Annotated in this window: 13 protein-coding genes and 8 pseudogenes; 12 read left to right on the top strand and 9 right to left on the bottom strand. The window is 54.3% G+C overall.

The window, feature by feature from the left end; all coding sequences use genetic code 11:
* The 4 genes and pseudogenes from QDY28_RS29810 to QDY28_RS29825 form a co-directional block, all read right to left on the bottom strand.
* Nucleotides 1–155, bottom strand: a pseudogene (locus QDY28_RS29810) (IS630 family transposase); the annotation flags it as partial.
* A 74-nt stretch (nt 156–229) separates the two neighbouring features.
* Nucleotides 230–597: pseudogene (locus QDY28_RS29815) on the bottom strand (IS5 family transposase); the annotation flags it as partial.
* An 85-nt stretch (nt 598–682) separates the two neighbouring features.
* A pseudogene (locus QDY28_RS29820) lies at nt 683–885 on the bottom strand (UPF0149 family protein); the annotation flags it as partial.
* A gap of 662 nt (nt 886–1,547) precedes the next feature.
* Entirely contained in the window at nt 1,548–2,795 is a 1,248-nt protein-coding gene (locus tag QDY28_RS29825; protein ID WP_184806239.1) for an ATP-grasp domain-containing protein, read from the bottom strand.
* A gap of 311 nt (nt 2,796–3,106) precedes the next feature.
* Between QDY28_RS29825 and QDY28_RS31150 the strand changes: the two are divergent.
* From QDY28_RS31150 to QDY28_RS29835, 3 pseudogenes are all read left to right on the top strand, one after another.
* Nucleotides 3,107–3,196 (top strand): annotated as a pseudogene (locus tag QDY28_RS31150) (DUF6429 family protein); the annotation flags it as partial.
* Between the two features lie 82 nt (nt 3,197–3,278).
* A pseudogene (locus QDY28_RS29830) lies at nt 3,279–3,488 on the top strand (transposase); the annotation flags it as partial.
* Nucleotides 3,489–3,587: 99 nt separating this feature from the next.
* Nucleotides 3,588–3,998 (top strand): annotated as a pseudogene (locus tag QDY28_RS29835) (IS66 family transposase); the annotation flags it as partial.
* Here QDY28_RS29835 and QDY28_RS29840 read toward each other — a convergent pair.
* The 4 genes and pseudogenes from QDY28_RS29840 to QDY28_RS29850 form a co-directional block, all read right to left on the bottom strand.
* Nucleotides 3,994–4,445: pseudogene (locus tag QDY28_RS29840) on the bottom strand (IS3 family transposase); the annotation flags it as partial. The pseudogenes QDY28_RS29835 and QDY28_RS29840 sit on opposite strands and share 5 nt — an antisense overlap.
* A gap of 83 nt (nt 4,446–4,528) precedes the next feature.
* Nucleotides 4,529–4,600, bottom strand: a pseudogene (locus QDY28_RS31155) (DUF6429 family protein); the annotation flags it as partial.
* Nucleotides 4,601–4,961: 361 nt separating this feature from the next.
* Nucleotides 4,962–5,588, bottom strand: coding sequence for a GNAT family N-acetyltransferase (locus QDY28_RS29845; RefSeq protein WP_184806237.1), 627 nt, complete (start codon nt 5,586–5,588; stop codon nt 4,962–4,964).
* Nucleotides 5,585–5,809 carry a hypothetical protein gene (locus QDY28_RS29850; protein WP_184806235.1) on the bottom strand — a complete coding sequence of 75 codons (225 nt, stop codon included), beginning with the start codon at nt 5,807–5,809 and terminating at the stop codon, nt 5,585–5,587. Before QDY28_RS29850 ends, QDY28_RS29845 begins: the two co-directional genes overlap by 4 nt.
* Nucleotides 5,810–6,098: 289 nt before the next feature.
* Between QDY28_RS29850 and QDY28_RS29860 the strand changes: the two genes are divergently transcribed.
* The 9 genes from QDY28_RS29860 (at nt 6,099) to QDY28_RS29900 (ending at nt 15,915) form a co-directional block, all read left to right on the top strand.
* On the top strand, nt 6,099–6,293 hold the full coding sequence (locus QDY28_RS29860) for a hypothetical protein (protein WP_246802378.1): 195 nt from the start codon (nt 6,099–6,101) through the stop codon (nt 6,291–6,293).
* Nucleotides 6,294–6,362: 69 nt separating this feature from the next.
* On the top strand, nt 6,363–6,551 hold the full coding sequence (locus QDY28_RS29865; protein WP_184806233.1) for a hypothetical protein: 189 nt from the start codon (nt 6,363–6,365) through the stop codon (nt 6,549–6,551).
* Between the two features lie 538 nt (nt 6,552–7,089).
* The gene (locus QDY28_RS29870) at nt 7,090–7,923 is read left to right on the top strand and encodes a transporter substrate-binding domain-containing protein (protein WP_184806231.1); all 834 of its coding nucleotides are present in this window, start codon (nt 7,090–7,092) and stop codon (nt 7,921–7,923) included.
* A gap of 53 nt (nt 7,924–7,976) precedes the next feature.
* Entirely contained in the window at nt 7,977–8,951 is a 975-nt protein-coding gene (locus QDY28_RS29875; RefSeq protein ID WP_184806230.1) for an amino acid ABC transporter permease, read from the top strand.
* Nucleotides 8,952–9,076: 125 nt separating this feature from the next.
* Nucleotides 9,077–9,820 carry an amino acid ABC transporter ATP-binding protein gene (locus tag QDY28_RS29880; RefSeq protein WP_210320799.1) on the top strand — a complete coding sequence of 248 codons (744 nt, stop codon included), beginning with the start codon at nt 9,077–9,079 and terminating at the stop codon, nt 9,818–9,820.
* Between the two features lie 405 nt (nt 9,821–10,225).
* Nucleotides 10,226–11,464 carry a serine hydrolase domain-containing protein gene (locus QDY28_RS29885; RefSeq protein WP_184806228.1) on the top strand — a complete coding sequence of 413 codons (1,239 nt, stop codon included), beginning with the start codon at nt 10,226–10,228 and terminating at the stop codon, nt 11,462–11,464.
* Nucleotides 11,465–11,708: 244 nt separating this feature from the next.
* The gene (locus tag QDY28_RS29890; protein ID WP_184806225.1) at nt 11,709–12,728 is read left to right on the top strand and encodes a succinylglutamate desuccinylase/aspartoacylase family protein; all 1,020 of its coding nucleotides are present in this window, start codon (nt 11,709–11,711) and stop codon (nt 12,726–12,728) included.
* A gap of 168 nt (nt 12,729–12,896) precedes the next feature.
* Nucleotides 12,897–14,327 carry an amidase gene (locus QDY28_RS29895; RefSeq protein WP_184806222.1) on the top strand — a complete coding sequence of 477 codons (1,431 nt, stop codon included), beginning with the start codon at nt 12,897–12,899 and terminating at the stop codon, nt 14,325–14,327.
* 208 nt (nt 14,328–14,535) lie between these two features.
* A complete protein-coding gene (locus QDY28_RS29900) occupies nt 14,536–15,915 on the top strand; it encodes a CapA family protein (RefSeq protein ID WP_184806219.1) in 1,380 nt (459 codons plus the stop codon).
* 104 nt (nt 15,916–16,019) lie between these two features.
* On the opposite strand, the gene QDY28_RS29905 is transcribed toward QDY28_RS29900, so the two are convergent.
* Nucleotides 16,020–16,169, bottom strand: a 150-nt coding sequence (locus tag QDY28_RS29905) for a transposase domain-containing protein (RefSeq protein WP_331384777.1), incomplete at its 5' end; no start/stop codon positions are given.

Genomic DNA, 16,169 nt, shown 5'->3' on the forward strand with positions numbered 1-16,169 from the left:
TTGCCGAGACGGGCGGCATCGGAACGCGAGCCTCCGTCATAGATCGACGCGAGCGCCAACAAACGTCGTGCCTGGGCGGCGTCCTTCGTCTGCCGCGCCAGCCGCCGCAGACCTTCTCCGTCAAAATCCTCACGCAATGAAATCCCTGATCGCATCGCAGACCTCCGGTTTGCTCCAGAGATTCAGATTCACCGCGTTTTGGGAAGGCCAAAGAGTCAAGTTAAACGGGACGCGGTATAAGTCCGCCGCGGGAACGTCCCATGCCGCCATCGTCTCCATCCCCTTTTTTCCCGTGGCCGCGTGCTGGTGAACGCGGACACAGGTCGAGTCGATCATGACGATGTCGCCATCGTAGGCCTCAGATACCGCTTCAAGAAGCCGATCCCAGACCACGGCTTTCCGCCAGCGGACTAAGCGGTTGTAACAGGTGGTCGGCGGGCCATCGCGTTCCGGGACTTCCGCCCAGGGCTAGCCCGTTCGAAACCGCCAGAAAATGCCATTCAGTACCCGCCGATCATCAACGCGGGCAACGCCTCGTAGCTTGTTGGGCAACAACGGCGATTCGTGGTCGGTCAGTTCGTAGCGACGACGTGTCATTAAAGGCTTCCTTATTCGGAAACCTGTGAATCACAGCGCGCCATAAACGCCAAGCATTTTTATAAGTTTACGTCGTAGCAGAAAGCAGGGCCCCCGGACCAGTCAGCTCCGGGATCCACTGACGTGGGTCGATAAACTTCTGGCCGATGATGAGAGCTGTGAGATAGCCGTCGAGATCGCTCATCGACCAGACCGGTGACACACGGGACGACGTGCTCTAACGAAGGCTTCGAACGCCTCGTCATCGAGCTTCGGTCGTGTCGTCGTCCCTTGGCTGTTCTGTGTCATGCCGCCCGTCGCTCCCGATCTGCAATGTCCTCGCGTCGCGCCTTCCAATCCCACGGAAAGGGGGTTTTCATCCGGTCGGCTTTCACTTTGCCGGAGATTATGCGTTCCAGCACACCCTCGCCGGAAAGGCCACCGGAACGACCCTCTCCGCCCTCGGCGGCAGCCCTTCGCGATCCGTGGTAGGCATCTCAATGTAAAACTTGCTGCTCGCCGCAGTGATCTGACAACCGGAATAAACGCCGATGTCGAAGACCGCGCTAACGGATGGGCGAGGGTGTGTTTCTTGATCCATTTCCAAACGAGGTTCGCGTTGACTCCATGTAAGCGGCAAGTTTCGATACCGATGCGCCCGGCTCAAGGCACAACGCAGGCCGCAACAGGCGGTCCTACGATCATTGATCGAAAAGGCGTCGCCCATTCCGACCAACAGCCGCACGGCAAGTTTTTGATCTTCGTCCATCACAAGCTGTCCACCTCTTTTAGGTGGACAGCTTGTGCCAAAGAGCACTCAATTACAGAAGGTGCGCGGAAATTCACACTTGAGTTGCAATTGTCAAGGAATGAACGTAGCAAGCTTCAGGGCCAGCCTTTGGCGTGTCATGTCCATTGGCGAAAGAAAATGGGCCGATCTGGCGCTTCTTGCGTTCGAGGAGAGGTGAGGGCTACGATTGTTCCTGTTCGCCAGCAGTCGGAAACGATGTAATCGACCATCTTATGAGATTTACGGCATGCTGAAGGATCTCCTCAGTCTCAGAATGGCTGGGAGAAGCGGCGATGACATGTCCGATTCGATCTTGGTAATTACCTTTTCTCACAATCTGCGTATTCGGTTCGATGTAAAAGTTGACCTCGATCACACCTGGTATCGCAGTTGCTCGGCTGGCACCCTTGATCCATTTAAGGATGCCATCACTATTAGGAACAAGGTTCCGTGCGGTCGCAATTTGCGAATGCGTTGCGCGCGCATCCCATGCCGCGCCGATGACAAGTTTGATGTGCTCGCTGATCAGGTCGACCCCGTAAGCCAACCGGATCAATCGAGGATCGGGCGCGCCAACGATACGTGGATTAACTTCAATAACGACCGGTCCCCGCTTCGTCCACCGGAGTTCAATGTTCGTTGGCCCCCAACTGAGGTCGAGAGCTCTCAAAGAGCTAAGAGAAACGTCAGCAATCCGCGCATAGTCGTCATGGCTTAGTGCAGCCGGAAAAGTAGTCTCACGAAAGACGAAATAAGGTGGCGGGCAGAAGGCTGCAGACGCAATCCCTATGACCTTATTTTCCATCGCCGCAGTGCAATAGTATGGCCCCAGTATGAACTCCTCAACCAATATCTTCGGCGACGATTGCCATATGTATGTTCCGTCGAGCAGATAGGTAGTATGTTCGGCCAACTCATCGCCATCACGGCATAATCGAACACCAGTGCTGCCACTTCCTGCAGCCGGCTTAACGATCACTGGCATGCCGATCTCCGTAGCAGAGTATTTTACGTCAGCGGCATTTGTTGCTACCCTATAAGCTGGTATCGGAACGTTGGCCTGTGCGAGGAGTTGTCGTTGAGCGCACTTGTCGCAGCATTGTTCAATCGAGGCGGGATCCGGCCCCGGTAGGTCGAAATACCGACAGAGCTTGGCCACAGTCACATACAGTGACTCATCTAAGGCTGTAAAGCCGGTGATGCCAACAATGTCATAGCTTCCACGCAGGCGCGAACATTCGCGGATCAAAGCATGGAGGTCGTCGGTGTCAACATGGATTGCTTCCGCCTTTTCCGCTGCAAGATAGCCATACCGGATTGGGTCGGACGACAAGGTAATCGGATGGAGGCCAAGACGCCGCGCGGCTTGAATATATAGTGGGCCATTACCCCTGTCCCCTTCAATAAGGACGAGCGCTCTTTTTGTCATCAGCGTTGGCCTCCAATGTAGCGAGAATTGACGTTGATTACCGGCTATTTTCAGCTAGCTTAAACTCAGATGAGCGTATCATTGCCGGCAATTTTGTGTCGTAAAATTTGTGTAAATCTTCTTATGTACCGTAGCTACCGCCGACAATTGCTCCAGACATTCGATACGGCGGAATCGTGAAATTGGTTGTGCCATCCTCGTCCCGCTGAGGCCGTGCACCATTTCGTCACTATATTTTCTAGGCGCATCGGATCGTACGCATACGGAGCAGACCACAGGAATTCGCATGACGTGCGTGCTGTTGTTGTCTGATGGATATCCACAAAGACAAGATCGATAACGCTGTGCTGGCGCTGCGATGGCTGACGCTGCATGACAGGTATCGAGCCTGGAAGGGTTTCGTCGCCCGTGAAGAACGCCGTTTTGTATCCCCACGCCGAGAACCGCCTTGTTTTGTTAGACTGATGCCGTTGTTTTGCTGAGGTGAGCGCTATCGCCACGTTGCTAACAACGAGGATAACGACGTGTCTATTCATCAGCTTGAGATTCGGACCGGGACCGTACCGGCGGCGGAAGTTTACGCGGGCTGCCAAAGAGGCGATTGTTTCAGAGACTTTGAGCGGCGAAACGACAGTGACGGATGTTGCGCGACGTTACGACGTTGATCGGTCACTGGTTTATCGGTGGCGTCGCGAGTTTGGCGTTGCAGAGAGACTGGAGGAGCCACGCGCCTTCGTCCCGGTGAAGGTACAACAGGCGGCGGACGCGGCAATCGCAATGCCCGGTGCTGCGACGGTGCGCGAAAAGTTCAGCTGCCGCGACTGTGAGAAGATCAGCCAGGCGCCGGCACCTTTCCATGTCATCCCCAGGGGCTGGGCAGGTCCGAGCCTTCTGGCGATGATCCTGTGCGACAAGTTCGGCCAACACATCCCGTTGAACCGGCAGGTCGAACGCTTTGCGCTTGCCGTCATCTCGCCGATCGCCATCGAGATGGTCCGTCGGATCGATGCGCTGTTCGAGATCGAACGTCAAATCAATGGCCAGACGGCTGATGAGCGCAAAGCGACCCGTCAGCAGCATAGCAAGCCCCTGATATCAGACATGGACGTTTGGATGCGCGAGCAACGTGCCAAGCTTTCCCGCGACAATGATCTGGCCAAGGCGTTCGACTACATGCTGAACCGCGGGGCTTCGTTTAATCGAGATGCAGTTCGTCGATCCGCCGCATCAGGGTCAGATCGCCGTCTGACACAGGACGCGGCGGATAATAGAGGCTACCACGACTGAAGCCGAGAAGCTTCGCCTGGCGGACGACCGACAGTTTGTGCTCGCGGTTGATCATTTCTTTCCGCTCAGCAGTCCGGCTTTGCCGAGCGCACCGGATAAAAAATCATTCTCCAGCGTCAGTTCTCCAAACTTGGCATGCAGGGTTTTGACATCCACGGTTGGGGCCGCCGGTTCCGCCTTGGCTTCATCGCCAAAAACGCCGGTGGCCCCCTCAAGGAGCTGGTCTTTCCACTGTTTGATCTGATTGGCGTGCACGTCGAACTGCTGGGATAATTCCACCAGCGTCTGCTCGCCCCTGATGGCGGCAAGAGCCACCTTCGCCTTGAAAGCCGGGCTGTGGTTCCGGCGCGGTCGTCTTGTCATGCTCTCTCCTGTTTCTGGCATCTAAGCCAAATTCAGGCAGAAATTCCACTTATCCCGGCTGTTCAAATTTCCCGAGCCAGCTCTCCCTTCCAGGCTCGATATCTGTTATGCAGCGCCAGCACAGCGTCATCGATCTTGTCTTCGTCGATATCCATCAGACAACAATAGCACGCGCGTCATGCGAATTCCTGTGGTCCATGCCGTATGCGTACTCCTTTCCGATGCTTGGGTGAGTTGTAAAGCAAGACCTCACTTTACCATCACTCGAAGTGCAGCACCCCACGCCCGATACGGATGGGGGCAAGCCGAATACCCCATCTATAGCGCACGCTGTGACTTTGTCGGAGAACCTCGAACCGCTGAGGTCGATGCCGTTTTAGGCATAGCGCTCAATCTGCCGGTTCGCCGCTCCAGCGGCTAATGTTGGATTTCTTGAACTGGATCATGGCCGGGAGGTTCCGTCCTGCTAAGCGCGGCGCGCACCTGTCACCACAATCGGCCCGCCGGAGGATTACTTCATTCAAGGTATTTTATCATTATCATCGTATCCAACAGTCCACCACAAACCGACTTGTTAAAGCGTATGATGCCAAGGTCTGAAAAGCCCCATTTGAGATAGGCGCTCCTTGCGAATTTGACAGAGACTATGGCTTCGAGCCACATATGACCAAGCTTCTCTTTTCGCGCCTCAGCAATTGCCGAATTAAGGAGTTGTCTGCCTAGTCCAAGTCTTTGAGCCCCTGGTAGGAGATAAATTCTTGATATTTCTGCACCACTGGCCTCTTGCGTAATGGGATTCGTAGAGCCAATTATCATGGTGAGAAACCCTACAATTGAACCATCTAGCTGCGCGACCCATAGCCTTGTATCGGCCCGCTTCAACAGCTTTGCAAACGCGTTAGCATTAAAAGTCGCGAGTTGGTTTGCCAAGGCCGCGCTACTATTCCACAGACATCCATAAGCGGCTGCATATGCCGCTGAACCAACTGTGCTCAGGCTATCCACATCCGCAGGCGTCGCTGTCCGGATTATGGACGGGGAAAATTCTTGATCTAGAGGCATTTCTAATCTCTCAGGTTCCGTCGAGCGTGCGAGTTCCTTATTCTGGCGAGACGTCTCATTCGCCAGAGTTGAAACTTTCACCGCTTCTTACCCAAACTCAAGCGACCGCAATGGGTAGTTGTTTTTCGATTCGCCAGCTTCTTAAATAAGGGATTTGGCAAGGTCATGGTGAAGCCTTCTGCATAATGCTCGATGGCTTGACACCATTCCGAGCGGGTGATCAAAGGCTTGACGCAGCGATCATATGGCGACGTGACTATGACGTGCGGCTGTTGGCGAATCTGTTCAGCGTCATTGGTCATGCGCCAGTCCCGCGATCTGTTGGAAATTCCCAAATGTCGATTGCGCAGCAATGTCCTTTGCCTTGGCTTTGCAAGCGGTCAGCCGATAGCGTCTTGCTCGAAGTTCCAAGGCATCAGAGCCTCTAAATCTTGAGCGCTCCATCGGTTGGCCATCCGAACTAACGTTGGTGTCAGCGAGGCGAGAGGATCGACTCCTTTGTCTTGGCGGTCTGCAACAGGGTGTCCGAGCCGGGTTCATAAACCCGGGTTTCTGGCTTTTGAAGCAAAGTTCACTTATCCCTTTCACCCATTGGTTGACCAAACCCTATTTGTAACTGGCAACCATGAGCACGACGGTATTCACTACCTGCTCATTCGACTGGCACATGATGGTTCATTTCAAATCCTCGCAAGGATGTTTGATTCTGCGGCAAGTTCGATCGAGCTCGTCGCCGAGCCGCGCCTTTTGGCAGCGAAGCTCGTTGAACGAGCGCGCTTTCCTTGATTCTCTCGTAACCTATTGCCCGACGCAAAAGCCAAAGGGATAGGGCATGAGAAAGCAATTTCGCATGCAATGGATCTGTTCGTCACAGCCCGGCCGATGGATCTGAGCGACACCCAACGCGCGAAAGTATTAACACTCCTGCAACTATTGCTGACGGAAGCGGCGGCAGAGCTGCCCGCCGAGCTGGAGTCGACGCCGAACGGGAGGCAAATGATGAGTAAGATCACCGCCCCAAAGACGGCAGTACAGCCTGGTTGAACGCGCTCGACGGTTAGGTTGGGGGACCGTTCAGATCGTGGACGATGACCTTGGACGATCTGGCGGTGGCACGGCCCGCCCCGGATTCGAGGAACCAAGGGCGAAAGCTTCCCTAGCGCTCTTCCTCACGGGGCAATAGGGAGGAAAGTTTACCGAATGCAGGGCCGAAAGTCGGTAACGAGTTCCAGGTCAGGGTTGGCTAGGGTAGAACTTGGCGATTGTAGTAGCTGCGGATCCGGTTATTGGAGCGCACCGCGCACAATAGGGCTTTCTTCGATCTGATGGCGCGGTGCGGTCTGAACCGCGCCGGGAGAAAAGTCTTTAGCCTCCCGCGAACGCTAGTATTTGGCAAGCGAAACTGTCTCCACAAATGATACGTTTGAATTATCAATGATCATATAAAACAAATGTTGCATAGTATCGCTCCTTGCGATAGTGATTGTTCTGGATCAGGAGTGCCCTAGTGGTCTGGTCCGCGTAACGAGCTTTGGGCGCGTAGCGCTTCCGGCTAAGAAACTCAGCAAAAGGGGAACAAGGTATGAACAGATTCCTGGCAAGATTAGCCGCCACCGCAGCGGTAGCACTTTTGTCGCTCGCGTGTTCTGTTTCGGCTCATGCTGGCGAAGTACTTGATCGCGTCCTAGCCAAAAAGACGCTGACAGTGGCGACGTCGGTAGGCTGGCCGCCGGCTTCGTTCGTAAATGACAAGGGCGAGCTTGACGGCTTCGACGTTGAGGTTGCTAAAGGCGTGGCGAAATACCTTGGCGTTAACATCAAATTTGTTACGCCGGACTGGAATATCGTGACATCAGCGAAGTGGGAAGGCCGCTGGGACCTTACCATGGGTCAGATGGTCCCGACCAAAGCGCGTGCGGAAAAATTCGACTTCCCCGGTGTGTACATCTACTACAACACTGTCGCCGTGGTTCATAAGGATAGCAAGGCGACCAAGCCTGCTGATCTCAATGGCAAGCTGATCGGTGTCACGGCAGGATCTTCGGAAGAATCCTACGCTAAACATACGCTAGAAATCTATGGCGCTCCACCCGTGCAGTATGAATTTACGCCCGGCGAAGTGAGGAGCTACGAAGGCACCCCCAGTGCATCGGACGACCTTCGCCTTGGCGACGGTGTCCGTCTGGACGGCTGGGTGACCGATGATCAAGGTGCGAAACAGGCCATCAAGTCCGGCTATCCACTCAAGATCATTGGAGCGTCCCTTGCCGCTACCCCCGGAGCGATCGCCATCCTTAAGGGGGACAAGGAGTTCAACGATAAGGTCGCCGAAGCCATCAAGAGCATGAGAGATGATGGCACCCTCTCCAAGATTTCCTTGAAGTGGTACGGGTCGGACTACACCACGGGAAAGTGAGTTGGTGAAGCTGCGGCCAAGCTTCGTCTTCCATTCATCGGAAGGACATTTACATGCTTTATCCGGATACAGTTGAATCCGAAGTACTTGTACATAAGCCATGGTTTATCGCCTCAATTTTCGCGGTCGTGCTCGCAATTTTCATGGCAATTAATCTCACGGGCACTACAATGGGCGAGGTTATGCGCCCGGTTATAGGCAATCCGCTGGAAAGCGGTTTTTACGGGCGTTTCGCGATCGCTTTCACAATCTCGATTATGTTCAGTTTCAATCTGGTGCTGATCGGCTTTGCGCCGATAAAGATACAGATCGGCGTAGTCTGGCTCGAGCTCCTCATCTTGTTCATCGGGTTCTTCCAGGTCTTTGATCTCAGTGTACCATTCATTTGGGATAAGCTTCCCTTCTTGATTTCCCAAGGTGTCGTTACAACACTGTATGTCTCGGCGATTTCCCTCATCTTCTCATCGATGATCGGAATCGCAGCTGCGATAGCAAAGCTTTCTACCAACGGCTTTGCTTACGGTGTTGCCAGCTTCTACACTTCCTTTTTCCGTGGCATGCCGCTTCTGATGCAGATCTACTTGATCTATCTCGGACTGCCCCAGTTGGGCATTGTGATGGACGCCGTCCCATCAGGCATCTTGGCCCTGTCGCTATGCGTCGGAGCATACATGACGGAAATCTTCCGATCTGGCATCGCGAGCATTGATCGCGGTCAGTGGGAGGCATCCCGATCTATGGGCTTCGGCTTTGGCCTCACTATGCGCAGGATAATCCTGCCTCAAGCGCTCCCCGTGATTATCCCGCCAATGGGAAATATGTTCATTGGGATGCTGAAGGACAGTTCGCTTGTATCTGTCCTTGGTGTTTGGGAACTGACGTTTCTTGCCCGCACGATCGGCCAGCCAACCTTCCATCACTTGGAAATGTTGATTGCCGCTGCTGTCATCTATTGGATCTTGTCCGTCTGCCTGGAAGTGGTCCAGTCCAGGATCGAACGTCATTATGCAAGGAGTAAGGTACGATGACATTGGCTACCATACATCATCTCAGAGACGGTCTCGATAAAGGCAAGGCTTCAGAGGTCACCATTAACCGGCAGGGCGCTCAGTCAACTTCGGACCAAGCGTCGGCAAACCCACTACAGGCTACAATGAGTTCCGATAAGATCATCGAAGCAACCAACGTCTCCAAGTGGTACGGTGTGTTTAAAGCATTGACGGATGTCAATCTCACGGTTCGCAAAGGCGAACGCATTGTCATCTGTGGCCCCTCTGGTTCTGGCAAGTCGACGCTAATCCGATGCTTTAATCGACTGGAAGCACATCAGGAAGGCGAGATCACCGTCACTGGCATCAGGCTCTACAACAAGATGCGAGACGTCAAGGAGGTGCGCAAGAACGTCGGGATGGTATTCCAGCACTTTAATCTATTCCCGCACATGACGGTGCTGATGAATTGCATGGCTGCTCCGATGTGGATCAAGGGCGTGCCCGAAGCTAAGGCCAAGAAGACTGCGCTGAAGTTCCTTGAACGTGTGCGAATCCCTGAACAGGCAAATAAGTACCCGGTTCAGCTTTCCGGCGGCCAGCAACAGCGCGTGGCGATCGCCCGGTCACTCTGTATGGAACCTGCGGTTATGTTATTTGACGAGCCCACTTCGGCCCTTGACCCGGAAATGGTTTCCGAAGTGCTGGAAACCATGACGAGCCTCGCCCGCGATGGTATGACGATGGTTTGCGTGACGCACGAAATGAGTTTCGCTCGAGCGGTCGCTGACCGGGTGATCTTCATGGACAAGGGGCAGATCGTCGAAGAAGCCGCTCCGAATGACTTCTTTACCAACCCCCAACATGACAGGACGAAGCTCTTCCTCAGCCAAATCATCAAACATTAGGTGAATGCCGGAAGCAGTAGCAGCCGCGGCAGCCTTCATCGAGAATAATTGGACTCGAGTCCGGAGAAGCAAGCTGACGAGACAGCGCGCGACCATCACGCGATCACCATCTACCTAAAGGTACCTCTTGTAGGATCCTTCGGACAGGCGGACGCCGCGAACTTGATGCAACGCGTGCGGCAAGTCCCCTGGGACACCGCTTCGATGCTTCGTTGTGCCGTGCTGCTTATCACCGTTTTTTCACCGGCAGGCACCGACAGGGCAAAATGTTGACGAGATCGCAGAACACCGCGGAGAAATGGTGCTCTGTTAAATGCACACCTCCACCTGATGAAGTTCTGACGGGAGGAGAAACATAGGAATTCTGCTGAGCCAGACTCTGCATGAAGTCAAGAGGAACCTTCTATGGGTAGTATCGAACTTGGTGGACAATTATTCCTGGATGGGCGGGCGTCCGATCCTCGAGAACTCGGGTTAATGAATGGTGCGCCATCAGTTGCAGAAAAGTGCGTCACCTACGAAAGTGACACATTTCTCGATTTCCCACAAATCCGATGGTCGCTGTCGCACATGCGCGAACTAAGGCCCACGCTCAACGTAAGGCGGGGCGGAAGCGTGTCGTCGCCGTTGGAATATGAAGACATGAGCGAGACAATTGACGCTTTGACATTCACCGATATGAATGGCCGTGTGCGAACCTTTGCGGACGCGTTGTTCGATACGTATACGGATGGCTTTCTGGTACTCCGCCGTGGCCGCATCATTTACGAGCGCTACTTTGGTGCTCTTCAACGACACCTACCTCATGCGTGCCACTCGATCACGAAGTCTTACGCGGGCACTCTCGCCGCCTCGTTTGTCCACGAAGGCGTACTTGATGACCAGAATACGATTCTTTCGTATTTGCCCGAGCTTCGGGGCACAGCGTGGGAAGATGCGACGCTGCGGCAAGTTATGGACATGCGAACGGGGCTGAATTACTCGGAGGAGTATTCTGATAGCGATGCGAGCGTGTGGAAATATGCACGCGCCTCTGGTTGGCGTCCTCGGTCCGGTAATTACGATGGGCCAAAAACGATATATGACTACTTGAAGACCATCACTAAGAATGGCGCGCACGGCAAGGCACTCGCTTATAAAACCGTCAATACGGAAGTGATGACGTGGGTACTGGAGCGAGTGACTGGCCGCGCGTTCGCAGATCTGCTTCACGAACGCCTCTGGGCGCCTCTTGGATGCGAAGAAGACGGATACATCCTCACCGACGCCGCTGGCACGGCGATCGCCGGGGCAGGGTTGTCGGCGACATTACGCGACATGGCGCGCTTCGGTGAGTTGATGCGTCGAGAGGGCGCTTGGGGCGGAAAGCAACTGATACCGGCTTCTGTGGTGCAAGACGTGCAGCAGCACACCGACCTCACTAGATCTGTCAACGCAGACGAGTATCGCAGCATGTGGTGGGGCGCGCCCAAGGAGATGGGTGGCTTCCTAGCAGCAGGAATCCATGGGCAGCGGTTGTACGTTCTGCCCGATCATGAATTGTTGATTGCACGGTTCGCTTCGCATCCAATCGCGTCAGCTTCCGCGAGTGAACCAATTATTGCACCCCAAATGGTTGCGTTGACACGCTTATTGCGCGAATAGCGCCTCGCACACCCCGCGCTAGCTCCTGACACCGTTGCCCGAGAAGCAGGGCGCTTCCTTTGCCATCGGCGGCATTTCGCGGCCGGTGCTGCGCGTGGCTTCAACCCAGTCCGATGTAGCAATTTTCTGGCCGCTCGTTCTGGGGGATCACCAGCATTATCGAAGGGTACGCCCGAAAACGGGTAACATGAACGCCGATGCACCTTGCTTATCCGAGGTCGTCGGCCCGCGATAGGAAAACAGAATGCGCGACTTAACTCTCCTGCAAAGGCTCACGGGGATCAACCCAGATCAAGTTGGAAAGCACCGCTCCAAGCTGGCTATCTCCACGGGTCAGGGAACTCCAGTCGAACTTCCCATGACAATTGTCCGTTCGGGACCTGGTCCGCTTGTTTTGTTTGCAGGCGGGTGTCACGGGGATGAGTACGAGGGCTCCACTGCTCTCCTCAAGCTCGCTCGAGAGCTTGAACCTTCAGATCTGTCGAATGGTGGCGTCGTGATCATGCCGATAATTAACCCACCGGCCATTGAAATGGGCACTAGGGCATCTCCAATGGACGGAAAGGATCTAAATCGCGTTTATCCTGGCAAAAGCGATGGCTCCGTTAGTGAACGCATTGCTTACTTCATTACGAATGCAATCCTACCCCACGTAATTGCGGCACTAGACCTGCATGCAGGCGGGTACACGACTTCTATGGTTCCGAGTATTATGGGCCACTTCTTTGAAGATGATCCCCAGCGTACTCATGCCACAATTGAGATGATGCGATCATTTAGAGCGCCAATGGGAATCCTGATTAAGGAATTCAATACGGAAGGTATGCTCGACACTACCGTCGAGAAAATGGGTCTCCTGTTCGGATGCTGCGAACTTGGCGGTGGGGGAATGCCGACCTCAGAGTCTATAGCCGTCGCGAAGATCGGTGTTCGAAATATCATGAAGCATTTCGGCTTAATGCAGGGCGCGCTGGAAACACCGTCTTGGAGGGGGGCGAGACGCAGCGTGCTCGTTGAAGCTTTGAGCGACCGCCACTATAGCAAGGCAACTCAGAGCGGCATCTTTGAACCCCTTGTGGACATTGGGGAACTCGTGGAAGCCGGGCAGGCAATCGGCCATATACACTCGATTGACTGGAGGGGAAGCGACCCCTCGGTGCAATATGCTCCGATCTCCGGCTTGGTTTATTGCCGCCGCACTTTGGGAAAGATTGCATCAGGTGAAACAGTTGCAGTGGTCGCGAGGGAGCGGACGCACGTCTAGTTTTCGCGACGAAAGTCCCCCGCGACCCATGGAAATTACTCATTGCCAGACCTGCAACGTTTGAATCTCAGAGTAAAAGATGCAACAGATGTTGCATTCATCCCTTTGATCAGATAGATGTTCTGCCGTTATGACCCTGAGTGTCTCACGGTGTGCGGGGAGCGAACAATGGATGTAGGGGAGTACATTGAGTTTGACGCCACGGGTCTGGCGTCGCTGGTTGAGACTGGTAAGTTGACGCCTAAAGAGTTGGCGCGCCTAGCCCAGATTGCGACAGAGCGATTCAATCCGCACCTCAATGCGATAATCGAATTTTACGATGATGCCGAAAATGTCCCAGGCGCCGCCGCCGGGCCGTTTCATGGCGTGCCTTTCCTTCGCAAAGATGCTGGTGCTAGCGAGTCAGGCCGCCTACAGGAACGAGGAAGCAGGTTATTTAGGGGATACCGAGCCGAGTCCGACAGCGCTTTTTTTCACCGCGCCCGAAGGTCCGGTCTGAGGACGGTGGGTAGAACAACGCTCACTGAGTTCGGAAGCTCTGGAATGAGTGAATCAACTTTGTACGGGATAACCCGAAACCCCTGGGAACTGAGCCGTTCCGCAGGGGGCTCGTCCTCAGGATCCGCTGCCGCAGTGGCCGCCGGTATAACACCAATAGCCCATGGGAGCGATGGCGGGGGATCACTCCGCGTGCCTGCGTCCTGGTGCGGCGTCATTGGACTGAACCCCTCTGCCGTTCGTATTTTCGATGGGCGGGGTTGCGGAAGTGTTACCGTTGGCTTTAGTCGCGAGTTCATCCTTTGCCGCTCGGTGCGCGACATGGCTGCTGCTTTGGATGTTTTTTCTGATCCTCTCTCGACGGCTCCGCGGAGTATTGTTGGTCCCCCGAACCGTTCTTATTTATATGAGTTGTCCCAACCGTCCCGCCATCTTCGCGTCGGAATTGCAAGAACAAAATGGGGCGCGGTCGAGGTGGACCCCGAGATCTTTGCAACAGTCGAGACAACTGGCTCGATGCTCGAGGAGATGGGGCATATAATCGTCGATATTGACGCACCGTATGATCCAGAACTCAAGACCAAGATTTCGATGGGCCGTGCTCCCCAGGCTACCAGATCACTTGAAGACGAAGCGCGTGCACTGGCCAGGAACATCGACGGAGGTACATTGGAACCGATGAATCTGAAGAAGTTCGAATTTGGTCGCGGCCGGCCCGTTGATATGCAGACCTTGGGGGAAAACATTCGGAAAATAAGGCTGCAAGTCAGCGGCGCGATTGATGCCTTCGATATCCTACTGACGCCGACTATGCCCATCTTCCCTCCGGAACACGGGAGTATCTATTCAACGACGAACGCGACGCTTTCATATGAGGAATTTGCCGAAGCGGATACTGCCCTCTATCAATATCTGGGGATATTTAACGTTACCGGACATCCGTCTGTATCTCTGCCGTTGGCGCAAAGCTCCAATGGGTTGCCGATCGGTGTTCAACTAGTTGCACGAATTGGCGACGAGGCAACATTGGTGCGCATTGCGCGTGACTTGGAGGAGGCACTTCCATGGCGCAAGCGCAGACCAAAATGGTCCTCACAGTGACCGACTAGAAACAGTTCAAATGGAGTTAGCTCGTAATGGTGGTAGGAGGGCCTGTAGATCGGCAAAAATCGATTTGACGGTCTGGCCAACCGCAGAAATATCAATGCAAGCTAAGGTAACACTTGTGGAGAACAAGGTGCTCCGCCAGAAGCTAGTTCGCCCAGCCTGAAAAGTTGTTGATCGGACATTCCATCGCCGAGGGACCATTATGACGAACCATTGTGAAGAAAAAGACACCTGCCAGAAAAGGTCAAGTGCAACCTATGACACGGTCGGCTCAACAGCAACCAACGTATCCGACGGATTCACGATGGTTGCTGTAGGGGATCTCATTGTATCTCGCCCCCTGACCAGAGGTGCAGATGTTGGGTTTGGCGACATCGTAAAAATCCTGCGAGACGCCGATGTCACCTTTGGTAATCTGGAAATGAACATCTTCGATATCCGATCATTCAACGGGAGTCCTCAGGCGGAATACGGCGGTGCATATCATGTTAGTGTCCCGGAGCTTGGTCCTGATCTTAAGGTGATGGGATTCAATATTCTGAGCCGCGCAAACAACCACGCGCTCGATTGGGGCCTTGAAGGTATGCGCGAGACGAGTCGAATTCTCGATGAGTGCGGAATCATTCATGCAGGCGGGGGGGAGAGCCATTCCCAGGCGAGCGCCGCCCGATTTTTGGAGACCGGGCGTGGAAGGGTGGCAATGATTTCGTTCGCTTCGACTTACTTACCGCTATCTCGCGCGGCCGATTCCGCGGGCGAGGCACCAGCAAGGCCGGGATTGAACGCTCTTCGCTTGACGGAGAGTATCGTCGTTCCGAGAGAAATGCTCGAAAGCCTGAAGCAGATTCGCCGGGCATTGCCGGGACCGAAGCCGGACATTGAGGATGAAGATCAGGTCAGGCTCGGGGGCAAGAATTACAAGCTAGGTGAGCGTGTTTCGTTGAGTTACGAGGTCAATCCAAAAGACCTCGCGAGCATTCTCCAGAACGTTCGCCGAGGAAAGCAGTTCGCAGACTTTTGCATTGTAACCAACCATGGCCACGAGCCCGAAAACTGGAGCCAAGAGCCCCCTGATTACGAACGGTCATTCGCTCACAAAATGATCGATGCTGGCGCTGACGCATATATCGTGCACGGGCCACATCAGTTGCGAGGTATTGAGATCTATAAGGGCCGACCAATCTTCTATAGCGTTGGGAACTTCATCATGGATGATCTCCGCACGCCAGTGGGAGCTGACATGTTCGATACCTATAACAAGGATCCACGCACCGATACAGATGCCGAAGTCACCGTTAGTGAGATGGCGGCGGATTTTTCAGATCCGGTCTACTATGAGAGCGTCATCACGGTCAGTCGATTCAAGCACAACCAGCTTTCTGCAATACAACTTTTCCCGATTGATCTTGGTCCCTCTTTGAGACTGGCCAACCGAGGTGTGCCGCGTCTCGCTGCTCCACCCCTCGCGAGGGCGATCCTGGAACGTCTACAGAGATTGTCGCGTGAATTCGGCACCGAGATTGCGATCGAGGACAACATAGGCGTTATCAGACTAGCAGCGTCCAATGCGCCGACTCAATAGGGGCCGAGTATGCGGCGTCCACGCCCCATCGATTTTTCAGTTGCAGTGATCTGAGGTTGATCTACGGCCCGTCAAATGAGCTCACCGAAGAGTACCTGACGAGCTCATTGTGAGGCCTTGATGCGGGCGGCGTAGGCCCAGGGCATGAGGGCATCGATGTCTTTTGCTAGGTGGCCGTTTGCGAGGCTGACGAAGAGATCGCACAGATAGGCGTAGGGTTCAACGCTGTTCATTTTACAAGTGCCGATCAGGCT

The sequence above is a fragment of the Rhizobium sp. BR 362 genome (assembly GCF_036528765.1).
Taxonomy (GTDB): Bacteria; Pseudomonadota; Alphaproteobacteria; order Rhizobiales; family Rhizobiaceae; genus Rhizobium.